A 20801-nucleotide genomic window follows, 5' to 3' on the forward strand; every position below is an offset into this window, starting at 1 on the left:
GAGTTCGCCGGACCACCGTGTCCGGGCCTAACGAATCGTTGACGAGTGATGCGAATACGTCAAGCGCTCAGATACTCGCGCTCCCCTTGGGGCGCTGACCGCCGGCCAACTCCGACGGATACTCGGGATAAAACGGGACGTATCCCTCCTCACGACCGGCCAGCACATACAGCGGATCGGTCACGGTGTCGCCATAGGCCTGTTCACGCAGTTCCACCTTGCGGCTCTTGAAGGTGGTGGTGTGCTCCAGCGTGTCCACGATCCGAATGAACAGCGGCAGTGCATAGGCAGGAAGACTCTGATACACGGTGTCGCTCAGCGCCTTTGGATCGAGTTCCACACCGTCATGCAGTTTGATGGCGGCCATTCCGGCACGCCCGTCAGTCCCCGGCACCTCCACGCCGAATACCGTCGACTCCTCGACCGCGTTGTTGTGATCGATCGCGGCCTCCACCTCAGTGGTGGCGACGTTCTCACCCTTCCAGCGGAAGGTATCGCCGAGCCGGTCCCCGAACGCGGCATGACCCCAACCGAGGTTGCGCATCAAATCGCCGGTGTTGAACCAGGTATCGCCCTTCTTGAAGGCATCGTGCACCAGCTTCTTCTCCGAAGCGGTCGGGTCGGTGTACCCGTCGAAGGGCGACATGCTGGTGACCTTGCTCAGCAGCAGGCCCGCCTCGCCGGCACCGACCTTGGTCAGGTACCCCTTGTCGTTGCGCAGTGGTTCGCCCGTCTCGATGTCGTACTTGACGTATGCCAGCGGGTACGGGCAGATGCCCACGGTGCGATCGATGTTGAGCGCGTTGACGAATGCGGTGTTCGACTCGCTGGCCGAATAGAACTCGCACACCCGCTTGATGCCGAATCGCCGGGTGAACTCGCCCCACAGCTCGGGCCGCAGCCCGTTGCCGATGATGACGCGCACCTTGTGCTGGCGATCGGTGGGCTTGGGCGGCTGGTTGAGCAGGTACCGGCACAGTTCGCCGATGTAGATGAAAGCTGTTGCGCGGCTGGCAATGACCTCATCCCAGAACCGGGATACCGAGAATGAGCGGCCAATGGCCAGGGTGGCTCCGGCGTTGATGGTCGTCGACACCGCGAGGGTCAGCGCGTTGTTGTGGTAGAGCGGAAGGCAGCTGTACAGCACGTCACTGGACCGGAGCCGCAAGGCCAGGCTCCCAATGCCGTACATACCGCGCAGCCACCGGTAATGGGTCATCACGCTGGCCTTCGGCAGCCCGGTGGTTCCCGAGGTAAAGATGTAGAACGCCCGGTCCTTGGCCAGCACCGCTTCGGTGGCACTGGGGTTGGTGGTGGGTGCCAATACCGACATCCGGTCGAGCTCGTCGGCGGTCAACTGCGAGACCACGTTGACGCCCGATTCGCCGATGGCGTCCACGAATTCCGCGTCGGTGACAAGCATCTTGGAATCAAGCAGGCCGATGCTGTGCGCCAGGACATGGCCGCGCTGGTTGTAGTTGAGCATGCCCGCGATGGCGCCCAGCTTCACCGTGGCCAACATGAGTAGCACGGTCTGCGGCGAGTTGCGCAGCATGATGCCGACGACGTCGCCGCGGCCGACACCGTGCGAGGCCAGGGTCGCCGCATACCGGTTGGCAGTGGCGTTGGCCTGCGCGTAGGTGATGTCGTTGCCCTCGAAGCGCAGGAACACCTTGTCGGCGTACTTGGCGGCACGGTCGGCGAACACGGCGCCGATCGAAAGGCGCCCGTTGGGGTTGGCCTTGATACCGCCGAGAACTCCACCCGCCATGATCGGCAGGTCGAGCGCCAGCGAGGGAAGCTGTGCGAGCACCTCGGTCAGCCGCACCCGGTTACGGGCGGTGGACGGAATGGTGCTGCTTGCGGACATCTGGTTCTCCCTGTTCTTACCGCCCAGTAGGCAATGGCTCACCGCATTGTTGACGAACGGTCAGGTCCCGTCAATCCGTCGGTTGACATGCGTCGAGGGCCGCGGCGATATCGGTGTGCACCAAGAGCCGGTCCCGGGCAGGCGCTGCCACGTAACCCTTGTCCTGCACTTCGTCGAGCCAGCGCAGCAGCCCGGTGTAGTGCCCATCGGGGTCCAGCAGTACCACCGGCTTCTGGTGTAGTCCCAGGTAGCCAGCGGTCCACGTCTCAAAAACCTCCTCGAGAGTGCCGATCCCGCCGGGCAGGGTGATGAAGGCGTCGGACCGGTCCTCCATGATCTGTTTGCGTTCGCGCATGGTGGTGGTGACGATGAGTTCATCGGCGTCGGTATCGGCGACCTCGCGGTGCACCAACGTCTTGGGAATGACGCCGATGGTGCGTCCACCGGCGGCCCGCGCAGCCTGAGCTATCGCGCCCATGGCCGAGACGTTGCCTCCCCCGGACACCAAGGTCCATCCGCGTTCGGCGATGGCGGTGCCCAGACGAGAGGCCAGATCCAGTAGTTCGGGGTGCCGCGGCCCGGAAGCGCAGTACACGCAGACCGACCAACTCATGATCGTGCCCCGTTCCCGTTCGCCGCCGACTTGAGAATGATCTCCACGGCCTCTTCGACGCTATCGGTCACCGAGAGCAGCGCGATGTCCTGCTCACCCACCTTTCCGGCGGGCAGCAGCGTTCCGCGGATCCAGTCGATCAGCCCCGACCAATACTCGGTGCCCAGCAGGATGATCGGGAACCGCGTGACCTTGCGGGTCTGCACCAGGGTGAGCGCCTCGAAGAGTTCATCGAGGGTGCCGAATCCACCGGGCAGACAGACGAAGGCCTGGGCATACTTGACGAACATGGTCTTGCGGACGAAGAAGTACCGGAAGTTGATGCCCAGGTCCACCCATTCGTTGAGGCCCTGTTCGAAAGGCAGCTCGATACCCAGGCCTACCGAGTAGCCACCCGATTCACTGGCGCCGCGGTTGGCGGCCTCCATGGCGCCCGGTCCGCCCCCGGTGATGACGGCGTATCCCGCCTTCACCAGGGCAACGCCCAGCTCACGCCCAAGCCGATATTCGGGTGAATCCTGCTTCGTCCTGGCGGAGCCGAAAACTGTTACTGCTTTGGGTGTTTCCGCCAGCGCGTCGAATCCCTCCACAAACTCACCCTGGATGCGCAACACGCGCCACGGGTCGGTGTGCGTCCAGGTGGTGGTGTCCCGGGTGTCCAACAAACGTTGGTCGGCGGTGATGTTCTCGCAGCGGTCACGGCGCAACTGCACCGGTCCGTGCAGTTGGGGTTCGGTACTTTCTGGCACGCTGTCAGCCTAGGGGCCGCCGGCAACTCAATTCCCGCGGGACAGTTCCCCCAGGAGCACCAGCGTGCGAGCCTCGTCCTCCGTTCCGCCCAATTCGGTGTGACTCGCGAACACCTCGGTGGCTCCCGCATCGAAGTATCGCTGCAGCTCCTTGGCCACATGCTGCTCGTCGCCGATGATCGCCAGTTCCCCCGTGTGCTGAACCCCCTCGGCGTCAAGCACTTTCCGATACGACGGGATGCTCTCGTAGAACGCCATGTCTTCGATCGCGAGCGCGCGGACCCGTTCCACATCGGAGGTGACGACAACGGCGACGCCCGCGATAACGCGCGGACGCGGACGCCCGGCCCGTTCGGCGGCCCCGTCGATGACGGGCACGATCTCCTCACCGAGCGCCCGTGGTCCCGCGTGCAGCGGAATCGTGCCGTCGGCGAGCTCGCCGGTGGCACGCAGGGCCTGCGGCGCCATGGCCGCCACCAAGAGGGGGATATTTTCGCCGCCGGGCTGCGAGGTCGTGAATTTCGGTGCGACCGTGAGGGTCTCACCATGAAACTCCGCGGTGCCGCTGTCCAGCAGTTGCCGGAGCGTGGTGAGGTACTCGCGCAGACGGCGTATCGGTTTGGCCACCTGCAGGCCGTAGCTCGGACCCTCGATCACCGGCGCACCCAGCCCCAGCCCCAGCTGGAATCTCCCGTGGGTTGCGGCCTGCGCGGTCTGCGCCGCCGCCGATACCTCGATGGGATGGCGCGGATTGATCGGGATGACCGATACCCCCACGGTGCGGAGTTTTTCCGGGGATATCGCTTGCCCCACCACCGCGGCCATGGTGATCGCGTCGTAGTGATACATCTGCCCGAGCCACAACGTGCCAACACCGGCGTCGGTGACCCGGCGCCCGTGCGCGATGAAGGCGTCGACCAGGTTGGTATCGCTCTGCACACTGAGAGGTCGACCGATCGCCACTCCGAGTTTCACCTCTTGGCCAACCCCGCGCGGTCAGGCGGCTATTCCCGCTCAGGTCGCGATAGCACGAAGGTCAGGGTCTCTAGAGTGCGAGCTTTTCGATAAAATGCCATCTTATGTTGATTAGCAGCCACCTCACCGGAGTGATGTCGGTGAGCGGCGGGCAACGCATCAACCGCCACTGGCACGAAGTGCATCAGATTGTGTATCCCGCCTCTGGCGTTATCGCCGTGACGACGGACGACGGCACCTGGATCGCACCCCCGAACCGCGCACTGTGGATACCGGCAGGCGCCGGTCACGAGCATCGCTTCTACGGCCCCACCGAGTTTCATTCCGTGGCCTTCGACCCCGAGAAGTACGTGGTGGAACTGACAACCCCGACCGTGATCGCGGTATCCCCGCTGCTGCGTGAGCTGATCATGACCTGCTCAGTTCCCGGCGACCTACCCGACGATGAAGTCACGCGGTTGAATGTCGTTCTCGTCGACCAACTGCGGCGCAGCCCGGAGCAAGCACTGAAGCTGCCCACACCGCGCGATCAACGTCTGGCCGAGGCGTGTGCACTGGTGGAGGACGACCTGACGCAGGTATGGACGGTGACCGAGCTGGGCCGGCGTGTGGGTGCCAGCGAGCGCACCCTGACCAGGTTGTTCCGCACCGACATGGGTATGACGTATCCGCAGTGGCGCACCCAGATCCGGCTTCATCACGCGTTGCGGATGCTCGCGGAGGATCGGCCCGTCACCTACGTGGCTCATCAATGTGGTTGGGCCACACCGAGCGCCTTCATCGACGTGTACCGGCGCACCCTCGGTCAGACGCCGGGGACCTACGCGGCACCCGTCACGCGCTGAGGTAGCGCCGGAGCACCTCGGTGACATCGGTGATCTGCTGTACCGGAACGTGTTCGCCGCGGGTGTGCGCGAGGTTTGGGTCACCCGGCCCGTAATTGACCGCGGCGATCCCGCGCGCCGCGAACCGGGAGACATCGGTCCATCCGTACTTGGCACGTACCACTCCCCCTGCCGCGCCGACCAATTCGGCGGCGGCGGGGCGGTCAAGACCCGGCAGTGCCCCAGCGGCGGAGTCGGTGAGTTCGATCTCGACCTCGAGCCCGTCGAACACCTCGCGCACATGCGCGAGCGCCTGCTCGGGGCTGCGGTCGGGGGCGAACCGGAAGTTGACGGTGACCGCTGCGGCGTCGGGGATGACGTTCCCGGCGACACCCCCGTCGATCCGCACAGCGGACAGCCCTTCCCGGTATTCGCACCCGTCGATGTCGACGATGCGTGCGCGGTAGGCCGCGAGCCTGTCCAGGACAGCACCGAGCTTGTGAATAGCGTTGTCCCCCAGCCAGGATCGCGCAGAATGCGCGCGGGTGCCGTCGGCGCGGATCACGACACGCAAGGTACCCTGACAGCCCGCCTCGATGAGACCGGCAGTGGGCTCACCAAGGATGGCAAGATCGGCGTCGAGCCATTCGGGCAGTTCACGCTCGATGCGGCCCAGCCCATTGGCTGAGGACTCGATCTCCTCGCAGTCGTAAAACACCAGTGTCAGGTCGACGCGAGGTATCACGGTGGCGGCCAGGTGCAGGAAGACCGCATCCCCGGACTTCATATCCACGGTGCCGCAGCCAAACAGAATGTCGCCGTCCTCTCCCCGCTCCCAATGGCTGGGCACGTTGTCGGCGGCGGGCACCGTGTCCAAATGTCCGGCCAGCATCACCCGGGTCTTGTGGCCGTAATGAGTGCGGGCCAGCACCGCGTTGCCGTTGCGGATGACCTCGAATCCCCTGGCCTGTTCCCGCAGGGCAACCTCGACCGCGTCCGCGATAATCGCCTCGTGCCGGGACTCGCTGGGTATGTCCACCAGGGCAGCAGTCAGGGCCACCGGGTCACCAGCGAGTTCAAGCGCCATCGACTCAGGCTAGCGTGTAGGGCGTGAGCGGAGCAGTAGCACTTGGCCTGGCGACCATCGCGGCGGACGGATCGGTACTGGATACCTGGTTCCCGGCGCCCGAGTTGACCGACGCACCCGGCACCCCGGGCACCGAGCGGATCTCTGCGGCAGACGCACCTGCCGAGCTATCGGCACTGGCCGGGTCGGACCCAGAACGTGGCGTGGAGAAGGTGTTGGTGCGCACCACCATTGGCTCGCTCGCGGACAAGCCCGCCGACGCCTATGACGCCTACCTGCGGCTGCACCTGTTGTCGCACCGGCTGGTCCAGCCACACGGAGCCAGCACCGATGGACTGTTCGGCGTGCTCACCAATGTGGTGTGGACAAACTACGGCCCGTGCGCCGTCGAAGGATTCGAGACGGTGCGCGCCAGGCTGCGCGCACGCGGAGTGGTGACGGTGTTCGGCATCGACAAGTTCCCCCGCATGGTCGACTACGTGGTGCCCACCGGCGTGCGTATCGCCGACGCCGACCGGGTGCGTCTGGGTGCGCATCTGGCCCCCGGTACGACTGTCATGCACGAGGGCTTTGTGAACTTCAACGCCGGCACCCTGGGCGCCTCGATGGTCGAGGGCCGCATCTCGGCCGGTGTCGTCGTGGGCGACGGCTCCGACATCGGTGGCGGCGCGTCGATCATGGGCACCCTGTCCGGTGGCGGCAGCCAGGTGATCTCCGTAGGCCAGCGCTCGCTGCTGGGCGCCAACTCCGGTGTGGGCATCAGCCTGGGCGATGACTGCATCGTCGAGGCCGGGCTGTATGTCACGGCGGGCACCAAGGTCGCCACGCCCGATGGCAAGACCATCAAGGCGCTGGAGCTATCGGGTGCCAACAATCTGCTGTTCCGGCGCAATTCGCAGACCGGTGCGGTCGAGGTGGTGTCGCGCGACGGTGGCGCGTTCGAGCTCAACGCCGCCCTGCACGCCAACTAGTTCTGGCGCCAGGCGTACAGATCGCGCAGTAGCGCGATCTCGGCTCCGTGGTGGATCAGCTCGCGATTGATGTGCAGGACGAGCGTCGCGAAGGACCGGTGGCCCCATGGCCCCTCGGCCGGGCCGCAGGGGGCCAGGAGTCCGGCCTCGTCCTTGCTCATGATGCCCTCGCGCCACGCCGCGTAAAAACCGTCGAGTCGCTTCAGGGCATCAGCAGCGGTGACCGGGTAGTCGTAGGTCATGTAGTCGATGAGCGGGCCTGCCCAATTCTCTGGGAAATGGCTGGCGATGCGTGCGCCCAGCACGCCCACGAGGATGTGGCCGAGCCGCCAGGCGATAGTGGTCACCGGCGCTGGATTTGGTGGTGGGGCGGCGAATTCGATGACAAGATCGCCGGAACCTCCTAGCAGAGGCGCCTTCGAGGTGCTGCGGGGACGCAGGCTCCAGCAGTCGCGCACCGGCTCCCAGAAATACTCGTCGTCGTTCAGGCCGTCCAGCCGTGGGCGCAGCTGGGTTGTCCAGTGCAATTCGATCTGGTCTACGAGCTCCTCGGTCCAGTTCATAAGATCAGCTCCCTCTTGAGGACCTTGCCCATCGCATTGCGGGGCAGCCCGTCCACGAGCCGCACTTCACGCGGGCGTTTGTGAACGGACAGCTGTTGCGCCACGTACGCGATGACGTCACTCTCCACCACATCACCGACAACGTAGGCGACGATGCGTTGCCCCAGGTCCTCGTCGGGAACGCCCACCACCGCGACTTCCACGACCCCGGGGTGACCCAGCAGCACGGTTTCGATTTCACCGGCGCCTACGCGGTAGCCACCCGATTTGATCAGGTCGACCGATTCGCGTCCGACGATGCGGTGCATTCCGTCGCCGTCGACGACGGCGACATCACCGGTGCGGTACCAGCCGTCCTCGGTGAGCACCTCTGCCGTCTTCTCCGGCAGATTCAGGTATCCACTGAACAATGTCGGTCCTGCAACCTGCAGCTGGCCGACGGTTCCCCCGTCGTGTGGGGTTGCGGTGCCGTCCTCGTTCAGCAGCCGAGTTCGCACACCGGTCAACGGGTGACCGACCCACCCTGCGCGGCGCTCTCCATCGGCACGCGTGGACAGCGTGATGACGGTTTCGGTGGCGCCGTAGCGTTCGATGGGGGCATGGCCGGTAAGCCGGCGCAGCCCGTCGAAAACCGGCACCGGCAGCGGCGCGCTCCCCGACACCAGTAGCCGCGCCGAAGACAGTGCACGCGCACAGCATTCGTCGGCCACCACCCGTGACCACACCGTCGGCACACCGAAGTACATCGTGCCTGGTGTGGCGGCGTAGGTCTCGGGTGTCGGTTTGACGGTATGCACGAACCGATTTCCCACCCGCAGTGACCCGACCAGGCCGAGCACCAGCCCGTGTACGTGAAACAAGGGAAGTCCATGCACCAGAACATCATCGGGCGTCCACGCCCACGCATCCGCCAGACCGTCGAGGCTGGCCGCCACTGCGCGCCGGCTCAGCTGCACGCCCTTGGGCGCACCGGTTGTCCCCGAGGTGTACACGATGAATGCCGTCGACTCCGGTCGCGGTTCGGAGTACTGATGCCACGACCGTGCGTGCCGCCGCACCGGCACATGCGGTAATCCATCCGACTCGTCCGGAGATTCACCCAGCCACGCGATCGCCCGGCTGTCGGTGAGGATGTGGCGCCGTTCCGCCTCCCCGACATCTGCCGGTACCGGCACTATCGGGACCCCTGCGATGAGCCCGGCAAGCACCGCCAGGACTGTATCTATGCTCGGGCGAGCGAGCACCGCGATGGGACCCGAAGCGCCGCCAATGCGTTCGGCTGCTGCCGTCGCAGCACCCACCAGGTCGCCGCGGCCCCAGCTGTCCTCGCCGATGCGAACCGCGTCCGCGAGGTCGGGCGACGTGGGGTGAAGGGACGTCAGCAGCATGACGCCAGCCTAAAGCTAGCCTCCGGAGACCAGCGCGCGCAGGAAAAAGGTCATGTTGGCGGGCCGCTCGGCAATGCGCCGCACAAAGTACCCGTACCACTCCTCGCCGAAGGGCACGTACACGCGCACATGGTGTCCCTCGCCGGCAAGACGGCGCTGTTCGGCGTCACGAATCCCGTAGAGCATCTGGTACTCGTAATCGCCCGGACCCCTGCCCGTCTCGCGCGCCATCAGACTCGCGGCATCGACGATGGCGGGATCGTGTGAGGCCACCATGGGGTACCCGTCGCCCTCCATCAAGACGCGCAGACAGCGTAAGTAGGCGACATCGACGTCCTCGGGATCTCGGTGCGCGACGGACTCTGGCTCGTGGTAGGCCCCCTTGCACAATCGAATGCGCGAGCCTTTGCCGGACAGGTCTGCACAGTCGGCGTACGTGCGCTTCAGGTAGGCCTGCAGCACGGTGCCCAGCCACGGAAAATCGGCACGCAACTCGCTCACGATGCTCAGGGTGGAATCCGTAGTGGTGTGGTCCTCGGCATCGACGGTAACCCACACCCCGGCCTGATCGGCCTTGGCACACAACAGCTGTGCGTTCTCCAGGGCTATCTGTTCCCCATCGCGCGGCAGCGCCTGACCCAACGCGGAGAGTTTCAGCGAGATTTCCAGCGGGCGCACGCCGGTGTGCACGGTGTCGCTGCGCCGCGCCAGTGCGTCCAGCAGGGACAGATAGGCCGACACGGTACTCGTGGCCTGCCCGATATCGGTGGTGTCCTCACCGAGGTAGTCAATCGAGATGAACCGCCCGGAATCGAGCAGCGCGGTGCTGGCGGCGAGTACATCGTCCTGAGATTCACCGGGCACGAAACGACGCACCACCTGCCGCGTCAATGGCATCCGTTCGGCGGCGTGTCGCAGCCGCGCCGATCTACTGGCCGCCAAGATGGCAGGCCTGGCCGTTTTGCCGAACCACTCAGCCATCCGCACGCTCCCCGGCTGCTGGTCTTCCCGCAAGCGGCTCATCCATATGCGGGTATTGATAATCCGTTGGAGCGTCGAATGTTTCCTTGATGGATCGCGGCAGCAGCCAGCGCTGCAGATTGAGCGGCGATCCAGCCTTGTCGTTGGTGCCCGACGCCCGGCCACCACCGAAGGGCTGTTGACCGACGACGGCACCAGTGGGCTTGTCGTTGATGTAGAAGTTTCCGGCCGCGAATCGAAGCCGGTCACTGGCCGCCTGAACGGCCTGCCGGTCATCGGCGATCACGGCACCGGTCAGCGCGTAGCGGGAGCCGGTGTCAACGACGTCGAGGATGCGCTCATAGTCGTCGTCGGGATAGACGTGTACCGCCAGGATTGGCCCGAAGTACTCGGTGGAGAACGCCTCGTCGGTCGGGTCGTCCGAGAGCAGCACGGTGGGGCGGACGAAATATCCTTCGCTATCGTCGTATTCGCCTCCCGCCGCGATCGTCACCCCGGCGCTCTTGGCACGATCGATCGCGGCCGCGTTGCGCTTGAACGACTCCTCGTCAATGACGGCACCACCGAAGTTCGAGAGGTCTGTGACGTCCCCGTACGTCAGCCCGGATGCCGCATCAAGGAACTCATCGCCCATCTGATCCCACACCGACCGGGCCACAAAGGCGCGAGAGGCCGCGGAACACTTCTGCCCCTGGTAGTCGAAGGCGCCACGAATAAGCGCCGTACGCAACACATCCGGCCGCGCGGAGGTGTGCGCGACGACGAAGTCCTTGCCTCCGGTCTCGCCGACAAGCCGAGGGTAGGTGTTGTACCTGTCGATGTTGGTGCCGACTTCGCGCCATAGATGCTGAAACGTCCGGGTGGAGCCGGTGAAATGGATACCCGCCAAGCGCGGATCGGCGAGCGCCACATCCGATACCGCGATCCCGTCTCCGTTGAGCAGGTTGATGACCCCGGGCGGTAATCCGGCGGCCTCCAGCAGCTCCATGGTGAAATGCGCGGCAAAGGCCTGGGTGATGGACGGCTTCCACACCACAGTGTTTCCCAAAAGCGCTGGGGCCGTGGGAAGGTTTCCCGCAATCGCGGTGAAGTTGAACGGCGTGATGGCGTAGACGAAGCCCTCCAGCGGGCGGTACTCCATCCGATTCCACGCGCCACCGCCACTACTGGGCTGCTCGGCCAGGATGTGCCGCGCGAACTGCACGTTGAACCGCCAGAAGTCGGCCAGCTCGCAGGCCGAATCGATCTCGGCCTGGTAGGCAGTCTTCGACTGTCCGAGCATGGTCGCGGCGTTGAGGGTGGGCCGCCACGACCCCGACAACAGATCGGCAGCACGCAAGAAGACAGCCGACCTGTCATCGAAAGACAGTGCTGCCCAATCATTTTTAGCGGCAAGAGCAGCCTCAACCGCGTCACTGGCCTCGGCATGACCCGCGTTGGTGACTGTCCCCAGCACGGCGCGGTGGTTGTGTGGCTGCACCACATCGATGCGTTCACCGTCACTCATCCGGCGAGCGCCACCGATAACATGCGGCAGGTCGATGGGCGTCGCGGCGAGGTCAGACAGTGCCGTGGTCAACCGGTCGCGTTCGGGGGTGTTCGGAGCGTACGTGAGCACCGGCTCGTTGATGGGAGCCGGCACGTTGGTGATGGCGTCCATGTATCCAGCATCGCCCTGATTCCCCGCAGCTGTCGAGGAATCTGGAGATTGCGCAACGAAACCTCAGGTAATGCCGAAATCCGGCGGGACGTTACGTGTGGTAGGCCGAGTCTTCGACGGTCAGCGCAACTAGTCGACGAGCCGCGCGACGGCGGCGTCGATGCGCTCATCGGTGGCCGTGAGGGCCACCCGCACATGTTCCTTGCCACGCGGTCCGTAGAACCGTCCGGGTGCCACCAAGATCCCGCGCTGCGCCAGATATGCCAGCGCGTCATCACACAAGTCGCCCCGGGTGGCCCAGAGATACAGACCCGCCTCAGAATGGTCGATGCGGAAGCCATTGCCGGTCAAAGCCTTCGAGAGCCTGCCGCGGCGACTCTCATAGAGTGCGCGCTGATCGCGCTGATGGTCATCCTCGCTCAGCGCTGCCGTCATCGCCGCCTGTATTGGCCCTGGCACCATCATCCCGGCATGCTTGCGCACCGCGAGCAGCTCGCCGACCACGGACGCATCTCCCAGCACGAATCCGGCCCGATACCCCGCCAGCGACGACGTCTTGGACAACGAGTGCACGGCCAACAACCCGGCGGTATCGCCATCGCAGACCCGAGGATCAAGCACCGACACCGGCTCGGCGTCCCACCCCAGGCCCAGGTAGCACTCATCGGAAACCACGAGGGCGCCGCGCTCGCGCGCCCACTCGACGACCTTGCGTAGATGCTCGACCGGGAGTACCGCCCCAGTCGGATTACTGGGCGAGTTGAGATAGATCAACGAGGGGCGCTGCGGCCCCAACTGTGTCAGCGAGTCCGCCCGGACCGTCGGCACACCGGCCAGCCGGGCGCCCACTTCATAGGTGGGGTATGCCAATTCGGGGATGACGATCAGATCGTCGGCGCCCAACCCGAGCAGGGTCGGCAACCACGCGATGAGCTCCTTGGTGCCGACGACGGGAAGCACGGCATCGTCCGCGAGCGCGACGATGCCGTATCGCCGGGACACCGCGCCGCGGATTGCCTGCCGCAATGCGGGGGTACCGGCGGTCGCCGGGTATCCGGGAAGGTCGCTGGCCGCGGCCAGCGCATCGCGGATCAGCGGCGCCACGCTATCCACGGGGGTACCGACCGAAAGGTCAACGATCCCTTCGGGGTGCGCCGCGGCAGTCGCCTTAGCATCGGCGATGGTGTCCCACGGAAATTCCGGCAGCCGGGACGACACAGCCAACGCCCGCGGTCGGGACTCGGACGGCGAGCTCAGTGTCCTTCACCCATGGGCGGAAGCTCCTTGACCGACGGCGGGTCGTACTCGGTCTTGCCGACCTTCGCGGCACCGCCGGGCGAGCCCAGGTCTACGAAGAAGTCAGCGTTGCCCTGGATGTAGCCCGTCCACTGATCCGGCACATCGTCCTCATAGAAGATGGCCTCCACCGGGCATACCGGTTCGCAAGCACCGCAGTCCACACATTCGTCGGGGTGGATGTAGAGCATGCGCCCACCCTCATAGATGCAGTCGACGGGGCATTCTTCGATACATGCCTTGTCCATAACGTCGACGCACGGTTCCGCGATCGTGTAGGTCACGAAGGTTTCCTCATTCCTGCGCTGATGTCCAGTTCATGCGTTGCGGCCAGTATTCCGGTCCCCAGATGCGTCTCTTGACACAGGCTGTCCTAACTCGCCGAGGCGATCTAGCCGTATCCACCGGTTACAGGTACTTAGCTTAACGTTTAACTTGGCCTGCCGTCCAGCAGGCACGCTCAGCCCTGGATCGGGAGTTGCGCCACAAGCGGCACATCCCGGTTGATCTTGCCCATCCGGCGCGCGCCGTTCGGCGAATCGAGGCCGAGGAAGAAGTCCGCGTTGGCCCGCACGTAACCGCCCCACTCCCCGGGTACGTCTTCTTCGTAGTAAATCGACTCGACGGGGCAAACCGGTTCGCACGCATTGCAATCCGTGCACTCGTCCGGGTGGATGTACATGGTCCGGGCACCCTCGTAGATGCAATCGACAGGACACTCCTCTACGCAGGCCTTGTCCATCACGTCCACACACGGTTCGGCGATCACATATGTCACGGGCAACCTCCAGGCGCGCTCCGGCCAATTACACGTTTCTCACAGTTACATGTTACCAATGGCAACACGTAACTGAGAGCTATATGCAGACTGTTGCACTGCAACAAGTTGCATAGGGGTCCCGTTTCGTGTCAGCATGCTGCCGTGGCACTCACCCACGCGATCCTGTTGTCCCTGGCCGAGCAGAACGGGTCAGGTTACGAGCTCACGAGCCGATTCGATCGCTCGATCGGGTACTTCTACAGCGCCACCCACCAGCAGATCTACCGGACTCTGCGCCGCATGGAGGACGACAGCTGGCTGCACTGCCAGGTCGTCGACCAAGAAGGGCGACCGGCCAAGAAGGTCTATACCGTTGCCGAGCTCGGCTATCGCGAGCTATCCCGATGGGTCAACAGCGCCGAGGGCACCGATATGCGCGATCTGGCCCTCAAGATCCGCGCGGGCACCTACGGCGACATCGACATGGTGGTCGAACACATCCGCGTCCAACGCGACGCACACGCCGTCATGCTCGACAACTACCGCGAAATGGAAAAGCGCCAGTTTCCCGCTCCGGATCAACTCACCGGCGCGGCCCTGCACCAATATCTCGTCCTGCGCGGAGGTGTCCGCATGGAGGAGGGATTCACCGATTGGTGCGACGAAATGATCACTTCCTTGTCCCCAGCCCGGACTGAAAGCGAGAATCATGAGTAATCCATATCCAACCCTGCTGTCCCCCTTGGACCTTGGCTTCACCACGCTCAAGAACCGAGTCGTCATGGGATCCATGCATGCCGGCCTGGAGGACTTCCCCTGGGACACCCCGGCATTGGCCGCCTACTTCGCCGAACGTGCCAAGGGCGGGGTGGGCATGATCATCACCGGTGGATACGCCATCAACCGCACCGCGTGGCTCAAGCCGCTCGCCGGAAAACTGACCACATCCCTTGAGGCGTACCGGCATCGCATTGTCACGAACGCCGTGCACAAAAATGGCGGCAAGATCATCGTGCAGCTGCTACATGCGGGACGCTATGGTTACCACCCATTTTCGGTGAGTGCCTCGGCCAAGAAGTCCCCCATCACCCCCTTCAAGCCGCGCAAGCTCAGCACCAAGGGTGTGTGGCAAACCATCGACGATTGGGCTCACAGCGCCAAGATGGCCAAGAAGGCGGGCTACGACGGCGTCGAAATCATGGGCAGCGAAGGCTATTTCATCAATCAGTTCCTCGCGCCCTACACCAACAACCGCACTGACGAATTCGGCGGCAGCCCGGAGAACCGACGCAGATTGCCCGTCGAGGTGGTCAAGGCGGTCCGCAAGGCGGTGGGCCCAGAGTTCATCATCTGCTACCGGCTCTCCATGGCCGACTACGTGCCAGAGGGCCAGACCTGGGACGAGATCGTGGCCCTGGCCAAGGAAATCGAGGCAGCCGGCGCCACGATCATCAACACCGGAATCGGCTGGCATGAGGCGCGCGTACCCACCATCGTCACCTCGGTGCCGCAGAACGCGTTCGTCGATCTGTCCAACAAGATCGCCCAAGAGGTCACCATCCCGGTAATGGCATCCAACCGGATCAACATGCCGCAATCGGGCGAACAGATCCTCAACGACGGCCAGGTCCAGCTGATTTCGATGGCCCGTCCCCTGCTGGCCGACCCCGACTGGGTGAACAAGGCCTCAGCGGATCACGCCGACGAGATCAACACCTGCATCGCATGCAACCAGGCATGCCTGGACCATTCGTTCGTGAACAAGAAGGCAAGCTGCCTGCTCAACCCGCGGGCCGGGCACGAGACAACGCTGCAGCTGCTCCCGACCCGGCATACCAAGAAAATCGCCGTTGTCGGCGCCGGGCCGGCCGGGCTGTCGGCGGCCGTCACCGCGGCACAGCGCGGACACAAGGTGGTTCTCTTCGAGGCCAACGCCGAGATCGGCGGCCAGTTCGATATGGCCCGCAGGATCCCCGGCAAGGAAGAGTTCAACGAAACCATTCGGTACTACACCACGATGCTCAAGAAGCACAGCGTCACAGTGCTTTTGAACAAGAAGGTAGATGCGCAGGAACTGATCGACGGCAAGTTCGACCACGTCATCCTGGCGACCGGAGTCAAGCCGCGGGTGCCCGCCATCCCCGGTATCGACCACCCGATGGTGCTGTCCTATCCCGATGTCATCAAGGGCGGTAAGCCCGTCGGCAAGCGCGTGGCCGTCGTGGGTGCCGGAGGTATCGGTTTCGACGTGTCGGAGTTCTTGACCATCGACGAGTCACCGACACTCAACCTCAAAGAATGGCGCGCCGAGTGGGGCATCTCCGAGGATCACGAGTCCCGGGGTTCGCTCACCAAACCCATTCCCGCTCCGCCGGTTCGGGAGGTCTACTTGTGCCAGCGCAAGAAGGGCTCGCTCGGCAAGGGGCTGGGTAAGACCACGGGCTGGGTGCATCGCGCATCGTTGAAGGCCAAGAAAGTCACCGAGCTGGCGGGCGTCAACTACGAAAAGATCGATGATGCCGGGCTGCACATCACCTTCGGCGAGGAGCGCAAGGACCCGCGAGTGCTCGAGGTGGACAACGTGGTGATCTGTGCCGGCCAGGAGTCGGTGCGCGATCTCGATGACGTGCTCAAAGAGGCGGGCATCAGTGCCCATGTGATCGGTGGTGCCGCGGTGGCCGGTGAGCTCGACGCCAAGCGTGCCATCAGGCAGGGCACCGAGCTGGCCGCCAAGCTGTAACTGCCTCCGACGGCTACCGATACCCGTTACACCACCGGTGCGGATGATGGCGCCGGCTGCCAAATACTTGGGCGCTGCGCGGGCGGGTTATCGGGGCGGCGCGCCGGTCGGGCTTTCCAGCTTCCCATCTCCAACCCCGACACCCGGTTTCACTCCGCCCGGCACCGCGACGCCATCTACACCGGCCGAAATCCTGGGACCACGCGACGGTCCCGACATCAGCACCGGCAGTTGAGTACCGCGCGAAGGTCGCAGCGCGGGCAACTGCCCGGGCACGAAGACCGGGTTGTAGGGCGCCGGGTTCGGCGGTGGCGGCGCCGCCGCGGCGGGCACGGCGAGACCGGCGGCAAGTCCAACGAGAATCGTTGCCACACAAACTGTTCTGATCACGGTATTGCTCCTTCGGTCATCCCGCGAGGGTCCTCCAACTGCCCGGCGGTCATCCCGGCACCGATTCGGGCGGTGTACCCGGAATCAACCCCAGCGGAGATCCGGGCTCCGCGCGGCGACGCCGGGGACAATCCGAAGGGTGGCTGTGAGGCAGTGGCCGCATAGTTGGGCGTTCCACCGGGTACTGCCACGGGTACGGCGGGCATCGGGTTAACCGGCGGCGGATCCGCCGAGGCTACCGGCACCCCACCCAGCACCCACATCAAGATCGTTGCGACACAGACGAATTTCATCATCAGATCTTGATCGGGTCGCCGTAGATCGCGAACTCGGTGTGGCCGGTCTCGGTTGATGCGCGCAACGACGCGAACGAACGGATCGTCACATCGCCACCGCAGGCGTCGGCCTTCACATGCACGTTATCCAAGTCCAGCGCGCCCGTACCACCATGGGAGAGAACCATATTGGCCATCGGAAGGTTGACGATGACGCCCGGCTGCACCACTGTCTGCACAAATCCGCTGACCCCCGCACTGCCGCCGACCCCTACCGAGGGTGTTGGTGCCACTCCAAGGCTTACCGAGGGCGCGATACCTGCCGACCCGCCCAGCTGCAATCCCGAGGACACATCAGACTGACAACCGAGCTGATAGCCGATGACGAAGAGGCTGTCGGTGATGGGGTTGGTGCCGCCGGTCGCGGTCGCGGTGCCCGAGAGAGTGATGAACGCCTCGCGCGAGTTGGTTGCGGACGCCAGATTGGGCACCGCGTTAACGCGTTCATTCTCGAGCCGAATCTGCAGCTGCCAGCCATCCCGAGTTGTCCGCGAATACGACTGCGGCGCCATTTCTCTCGGCTCTGCGGTAGCCGGGACGGCTACCAGGAGCCCAAGCATGGCAACGATCACACTTGTCGCTACGAGTCGGGCCATCACGCACATCACGATGCCCAAACCGAACACCGGAGTTAACCCAACGCGATCCAATCAGTCAGGTGCGGACAGAGACCGTCAACTTAGCGATATCCCTCGCAGTCGCGGCGCGGGTGCAGCTCGTGGCACAGCCGCCCCTCCTCCGGACGGGTCGGCACCACCTACCACCACAGTGGTTTCGATGACGGTACTGATCGCTATCTGAGGCGAAATCTCGATCGACGGCATATCTCGCCGAGAGTGAAACTGTGGCGGAGATTCTCGGAAAATCCCGCCATGGATTCACTCTCGGCGTTACGCGGCGGACGGCCGCCGCGCGTACGTCGTGGTGCGCTCCACCGCGGGCCGTCCGATGCCCTCGGCGATCTCCTCCAGTTCGGCAATGGTCTTGGCAGATCCGTGTTCGGAACCGGCCATCCGGGAAATGGTCTCCTCCATCAGCGTGCCGCCGAGATCATTGGCGCCGCCTTCGAGCATCGCCCGTGTCCCGTCGATACCGAGCTTCACCCAGCTGGTCTGGATGTTGTGGATACGCCCGTGCAGCATGATGCGCGCCAGCGCGTGCACCGCGCGGTTGTCCCGGTTAGTGGGCCCTGGGCGCGCGGCACCCGCCAGGTACAGCGGGGCACTTTGGTGCACAAACGGCAGCGGCACAAATTCGGTGAATCCGCCTGTGCGGTCCTGAATTCCGGCGAGGACCCGAAGATGTGCGATCCAATGCTTGGGGGTATCGACGTGCCCGTACATCATGGTGGAGCTGGAGCGCAGCCCCACCTCGTGTGCGGTGCTGATGACATCGATCCATTCGGACGCCGGCAGCTTGCCCTTGGTGAGCACCCACCGAATCTCGTCGTCGAGGATCTCGGCGGCGGTACCCGGGATGGTGTCCAGACCCGCGGCACGCAACTCGGTCAACCATTCGCGGACGCTCTGGCCGCCCTTGGAGGCGCCATTGACGATCTCCATCGGGCTGAAGGCGTGCACGTGCATGCTGGGCACCCGCTTCTTCACCGCGCGCACCAGATCCGCATACCCGGTTGCGGGCAGCTCCGGATCGATACCGCCCTGCATGCAGACCTCGGTGGCACCGGCGACATACGCCTCCCAGGCCCGGTCACCCACCTCCTCGGCCGACAGCGAGAAGGCATCGGCATCGCCCTTGCGCTGCGCGAAGGCGCAGAAACGGCAGCCTGTATAGCAGATGTTGGTGAAGTTGATGTTCCGATTCACCACATATGTGACGTCATCGCCAACCACGTCCGCACGGATCGAATCAGCCAGTGCGGCAAGGGCCTCCATCGCTGGACCCTCGGCGGTCGCCAGCGCCAAGTACTCGTCATCGCTGCATCCCGCCGGATCTCGCTCGGCGGATCGCAGAGCCGCCAACACATCGGCGCCCACCTTCTCCGGAGCCCGCGCGTTCAGTTCACGAACATGTTCGCGGATGGACTCCCAGTCCCCGAAGGCGCTCGCCAGATCGCTACGGGTATCGGTGTTGCGGCCCTCCGAGTCAATCGCCGCGTGCAGATCTACCCGGCCCGTCGACTCCCAGGTCTCATCGGGCTCCTGCCACGGCGATCCGGTCGGCGAAACATCCAGGGCAAAACCGGTTTCCGGGTCGGCGAGAGCCTCCACATGCCCGCGCACCCGTGGATCGATCCACGCCGACCCGGCCTGCACGTACTGCGGTTGTGCCGTAAGGCGCTGCACCAGGTCGTATCCGGCCTCGGCCGTCACCGACGCCAGATCGTCCAGATTGGGCCACGGCCGTTCGGGGTTCACATGATCTGGGGTCAGCGGCGACACCCCACCCCAGTCGTCCACACCGGCTCCGATCAGTGCCAAGCACTCACCGCGGGACACCAGGTTCGGCGGCGCCTGCACCCGCATTTTGGGGCCGAGTACCAGACGGGTTACCGCGATCGTCGCCAGGAAGTCGTCGATTTCAGCATCCGGCGCCGCCTTCATCGCGGTGTCTGATTTAGCACGGAAGTTCTGCACGATTACTTCCTGAACATGCCCGAATTCCTTGTGTACCTTGCGGATCGCGTGAATAGTCTCCGCGCGCTCGGTGAGATTCTCGCCAATCCCCACCAACAGACCCGTGGTGAACGGGATCGACAGCCGGCCCGCGTCAGTCAGGGTCCGCAGCCGCACAGTGGGGTCTTTGTCCGGGCTGCCGTAGTGCGCCTCACCGCGATCCTCGAACAGTCGCCGCGACGTGGTTTCCAGCATCATGCCCATCGACGGAGCCACCGGCTTGAGCCGCGCCAGCTCCGACCAGCTCATCACTCCCGGATTCAGATGCGGAAGCAGACCTGTCTCCTCCAAAACCCGGATCGCCATGGCCCGCACATAGTCCAGCGTGGTGTCGTAGCCGCGCTCATCGAGCCACTGCTTGGCCTCCGGCCAGCGGTCCTCGGGCCGGTCCCCCAGCGTGAACAGTGCCTCTTTGCAACCCAATTCGGCACCTCGGCGCGCGATGTCCAGGATCTCGTCGGGCTCCAGATACATGCCCTGCCCCTGCGCCCGCAGCTTCCCGGGCACCGTCACAAACGTGCAGTAATGGCACTTGTCGCGGCACAGATGGGTGACCGGGATGAATACCTTGCGCGAATAGGAGATCGGCAGACGCCCGGTCGCACCGAGGCGCCCGGCGGATTCCAGCCCGGCATCACGCACCCGCGCGGCACTGGCCATCAAATCGGCCAGATCGTCCCCCCGCGCGGTCAGCGCCAGCGAGGCCTCATCGACGTTCAGCGTCACCCCGTCGCGCGCACGACGCAACACCCGCCGCAGCGCCGGCGATGAGCCGCCCGCTCGACGGGCATCCGACACGGGCGAGGCCGCTTTCGGCGTGGGAAAGGCGGGATTCGGCAGCGGCGTTACGTCGTCGGGCACGTTTGTACAACCGTCGGTCACCCTCAGATCATCCGCCCGTTCCAAAAACCCGACCACTCGGGGGTTCATCAACGGGGTCACGCTGCGGAAACGCCCGGGATC

20 protein-coding genes are annotated in these 20801 nt (G+C 64.7%); 4 read left to right on the top strand and 16 right to left on the bottom strand.

Going from position 1 to position 20801, the window contains the following annotated elements; genetic code table 11:
- Window positions 1-67: 67 nt before the first annotated feature.
- From fadD6 to B4394_RS02180, 4 genes are all read right to left on the bottom strand, one after another.
- Window positions 68-1870, bottom strand: a complete 1803-nt coding sequence (fadD6, locus tag B4394_RS02165; protein WP_078313985.1) for a long-chain-acyl-CoA synthetase FadD6 — start codon at window positions 1868-1870, stop codon at window positions 68-70.
- A 70-nt stretch (window positions 1871-1940) separates the two neighbouring features.
- Complete coding sequence (log, locus tag B4394_RS02170; RefSeq protein WP_078309646.1) at window positions 1941-2483, bottom strand: cytokinin riboside 5'-monophosphate phosphoribohydrolase; 543 nt, start codon at window positions 2481-2483, stop codon at window positions 1941-1943.
- Window positions 2480-3232: an LOG family protein gene (locus B4394_RS02175; protein WP_078309648.1), complete on the bottom strand. Its 753-nt coding sequence runs from the start codon at window positions 3230-3232 to the stop codon at window positions 2480-2482. Before B4394_RS02175 ends, log begins: the two co-directional genes overlap by 4 nt.
- Window positions 3233-3259: 27 nt before the next feature.
- Window positions 3260-4207: a TIGR03564 family F420-dependent LLM class oxidoreductase gene (locus tag B4394_RS02180; RefSeq protein WP_078313986.1), complete on the bottom strand. Its 948-nt coding sequence runs from the start codon at window positions 4205-4207 to the stop codon at window positions 3260-3262.
- 104 nt (window positions 4208-4311) lie between these two features.
- Here B4394_RS02180 and B4394_RS02185 point away from each other — a divergent pair, with 104 nt between their 5' ends.
- Complete coding sequence (locus B4394_RS02185) at window positions 4312-5052, top strand: AraC family transcriptional regulator (protein WP_078309652.1); 741 nt, start codon at window positions 4312-4314, stop codon at window positions 5050-5052.
- Here B4394_RS02185 and dapE read toward each other — a convergent pair.
- Window positions 5042-6118, bottom strand: coding sequence for a succinyl-diaminopimelate desuccinylase (gene dapE, locus B4394_RS02190; RefSeq protein ID WP_078309654.1), 1077 nt, complete (start codon window positions 6116-6118; stop codon window positions 5042-5044). The genes B4394_RS02185 and dapE overlap by 11 nt on opposite strands.
- Window positions 6119-6141: 23 nt before the next feature.
- Between dapE and dapD the strand changes: the two genes are divergently transcribed.
- On the top strand, window positions 6142-7089 hold the full coding sequence (dapD, locus tag B4394_RS02195; protein WP_078309656.1) for a 2,3,4,5-tetrahydropyridine-2,6-dicarboxylate N-succinyltransferase: 948 nt from the start codon (window positions 6142-6144) through the stop codon (window positions 7087-7089).
- Here the strand turns inward: dapD and B4394_RS02200 are convergent.
- From B4394_RS02200 to fdxA (B4394_RS02230), 7 genes are all read right to left on the bottom strand, one after another.
- Window positions 7086-7652: a DinB family protein gene (locus tag B4394_RS02200; protein WP_078313987.1), complete on the bottom strand. Its 567-nt coding sequence runs from the start codon at window positions 7650-7652 to the stop codon at window positions 7086-7088. The genes dapD and B4394_RS02200 overlap by 4 nt on opposite strands.
- Window positions 7649-9040, bottom strand: a complete 1392-nt coding sequence (locus tag B4394_RS02205; RefSeq protein WP_078313988.1) for an acyl-CoA synthetase — start codon at window positions 9038-9040, stop codon at window positions 7649-7651. Before B4394_RS02205 ends, B4394_RS02200 begins: the two co-directional genes overlap by 4 nt.
- Before the next feature lie 15 nt (window positions 9041-9055).
- A complete protein-coding gene (locus B4394_RS02210) occupies window positions 9056-10021 on the bottom strand; it encodes a proline dehydrogenase family protein (RefSeq protein WP_078314229.1) in 966 nt (321 codons plus the stop codon).
- Complete coding sequence (pruA, locus tag B4394_RS02215) at window positions 10014-11681, bottom strand: L-glutamate gamma-semialdehyde dehydrogenase (RefSeq protein WP_078309662.1); 1668 nt, start codon at window positions 11679-11681, stop codon at window positions 10014-10016. Before pruA ends, B4394_RS02210 begins: the two co-directional genes overlap by 8 nt.
- A gap of 129 nt (window positions 11682-11810) precedes the next feature.
- Window positions 11811-12899, bottom strand: coding sequence for a succinyldiaminopimelate transaminase (gene dapC, locus B4394_RS02220; protein ID WP_078313989.1), 1089 nt, complete (start codon window positions 12897-12899; stop codon window positions 11811-11813).
- 35 nt (window positions 12900-12934) lie between these two features.
- Window positions 12935-13261 carry a ferredoxin gene (gene fdxA, locus B4394_RS02225; RefSeq protein WP_078289378.1) on the bottom strand — a complete coding sequence of 109 codons (327 nt, stop codon included), beginning with the start codon at window positions 13259-13261 and terminating at the stop codon, window positions 12935-12937.
- A gap of 176 nt (window positions 13262-13437) precedes the next feature.
- Complete coding sequence (gene fdxA / locus B4394_RS02230) at window positions 13438-13755, bottom strand: ferredoxin (RefSeq protein WP_078313990.1); 318 nt, start codon at window positions 13753-13755, stop codon at window positions 13438-13440.
- 144 nt (window positions 13756-13899) lie between these two features.
- Here fdxA (B4394_RS02230) and B4394_RS02235 point away from each other — a divergent pair, with 144 nt between their 5' ends.
- Both B4394_RS02235 and B4394_RS02240 read left to right on the top strand, forming a co-directional pair.
- Entirely contained in the window at window positions 13900-14454 is a 555-nt protein-coding gene (locus tag B4394_RS02235) for a PadR family transcriptional regulator (protein WP_078313991.1), read from the top strand.
- The gene (locus tag B4394_RS02240; RefSeq protein ID WP_078309667.1) at window positions 14447-16477 is read left to right on the top strand and encodes an NADPH-dependent 2,4-dienoyl-CoA reductase; all 2031 of its coding nucleotides are present in this window, start codon (window positions 14447-14449) and stop codon (window positions 16475-16477) included. The genes B4394_RS02235 and B4394_RS02240 overlap by 8 nt, the downstream gene beginning before the upstream one ends.
- Window positions 16478-16564: 87 nt before the next feature.
- On the opposite strand, the gene B4394_RS02245 is transcribed toward B4394_RS02240, so the two are convergent.
- The 4 genes from B4394_RS02245 to B4394_RS02260 form a co-directional block, all read right to left on the bottom strand.
- Complete coding sequence (locus B4394_RS02245; RefSeq protein ID WP_078309669.1) at window positions 16565-16867, bottom strand: hypothetical protein; 303 nt, start codon at window positions 16865-16867, stop codon at window positions 16565-16567.
- A complete protein-coding gene (locus B4394_RS02250) occupies window positions 16864-17160 on the bottom strand; it encodes a hypothetical protein (RefSeq protein WP_170914959.1) in 297 nt (98 codons plus the stop codon). The genes B4394_RS02245 and B4394_RS02250 overlap by 4 nt, the downstream gene beginning before the upstream one ends.
- 2 nt (window positions 17161-17162) lie before the next feature.
- Window positions 17163-17801, bottom strand: a complete 639-nt coding sequence (locus B4394_RS02255) for an MspA family porin (RefSeq protein WP_078309914.1) — start codon at window positions 17799-17801, stop codon at window positions 17163-17165.
- Between the two features lie 291 nt (window positions 17802-18092).
- Window positions 18093-20699 (bottom strand): bifunctional FO biosynthesis protein CofGH, encoded by a 2607-nt coding sequence (locus tag B4394_RS02260; RefSeq protein ID WP_170914960.1) that lies wholly within the window; start codon window positions 20697-20699, stop codon window positions 18093-18095.
- Window positions 20700-20801 lie beyond the last annotated feature (102 nt).

The sequence above is a fragment of the Mycobacterium sp. D16Q16 genome (genome assembly GCF_002013745.1).
GTDB lineage: Bacteria > Actinomycetota > Actinomycetes > Mycobacteriales > Mycobacteriaceae > Mycobacterium.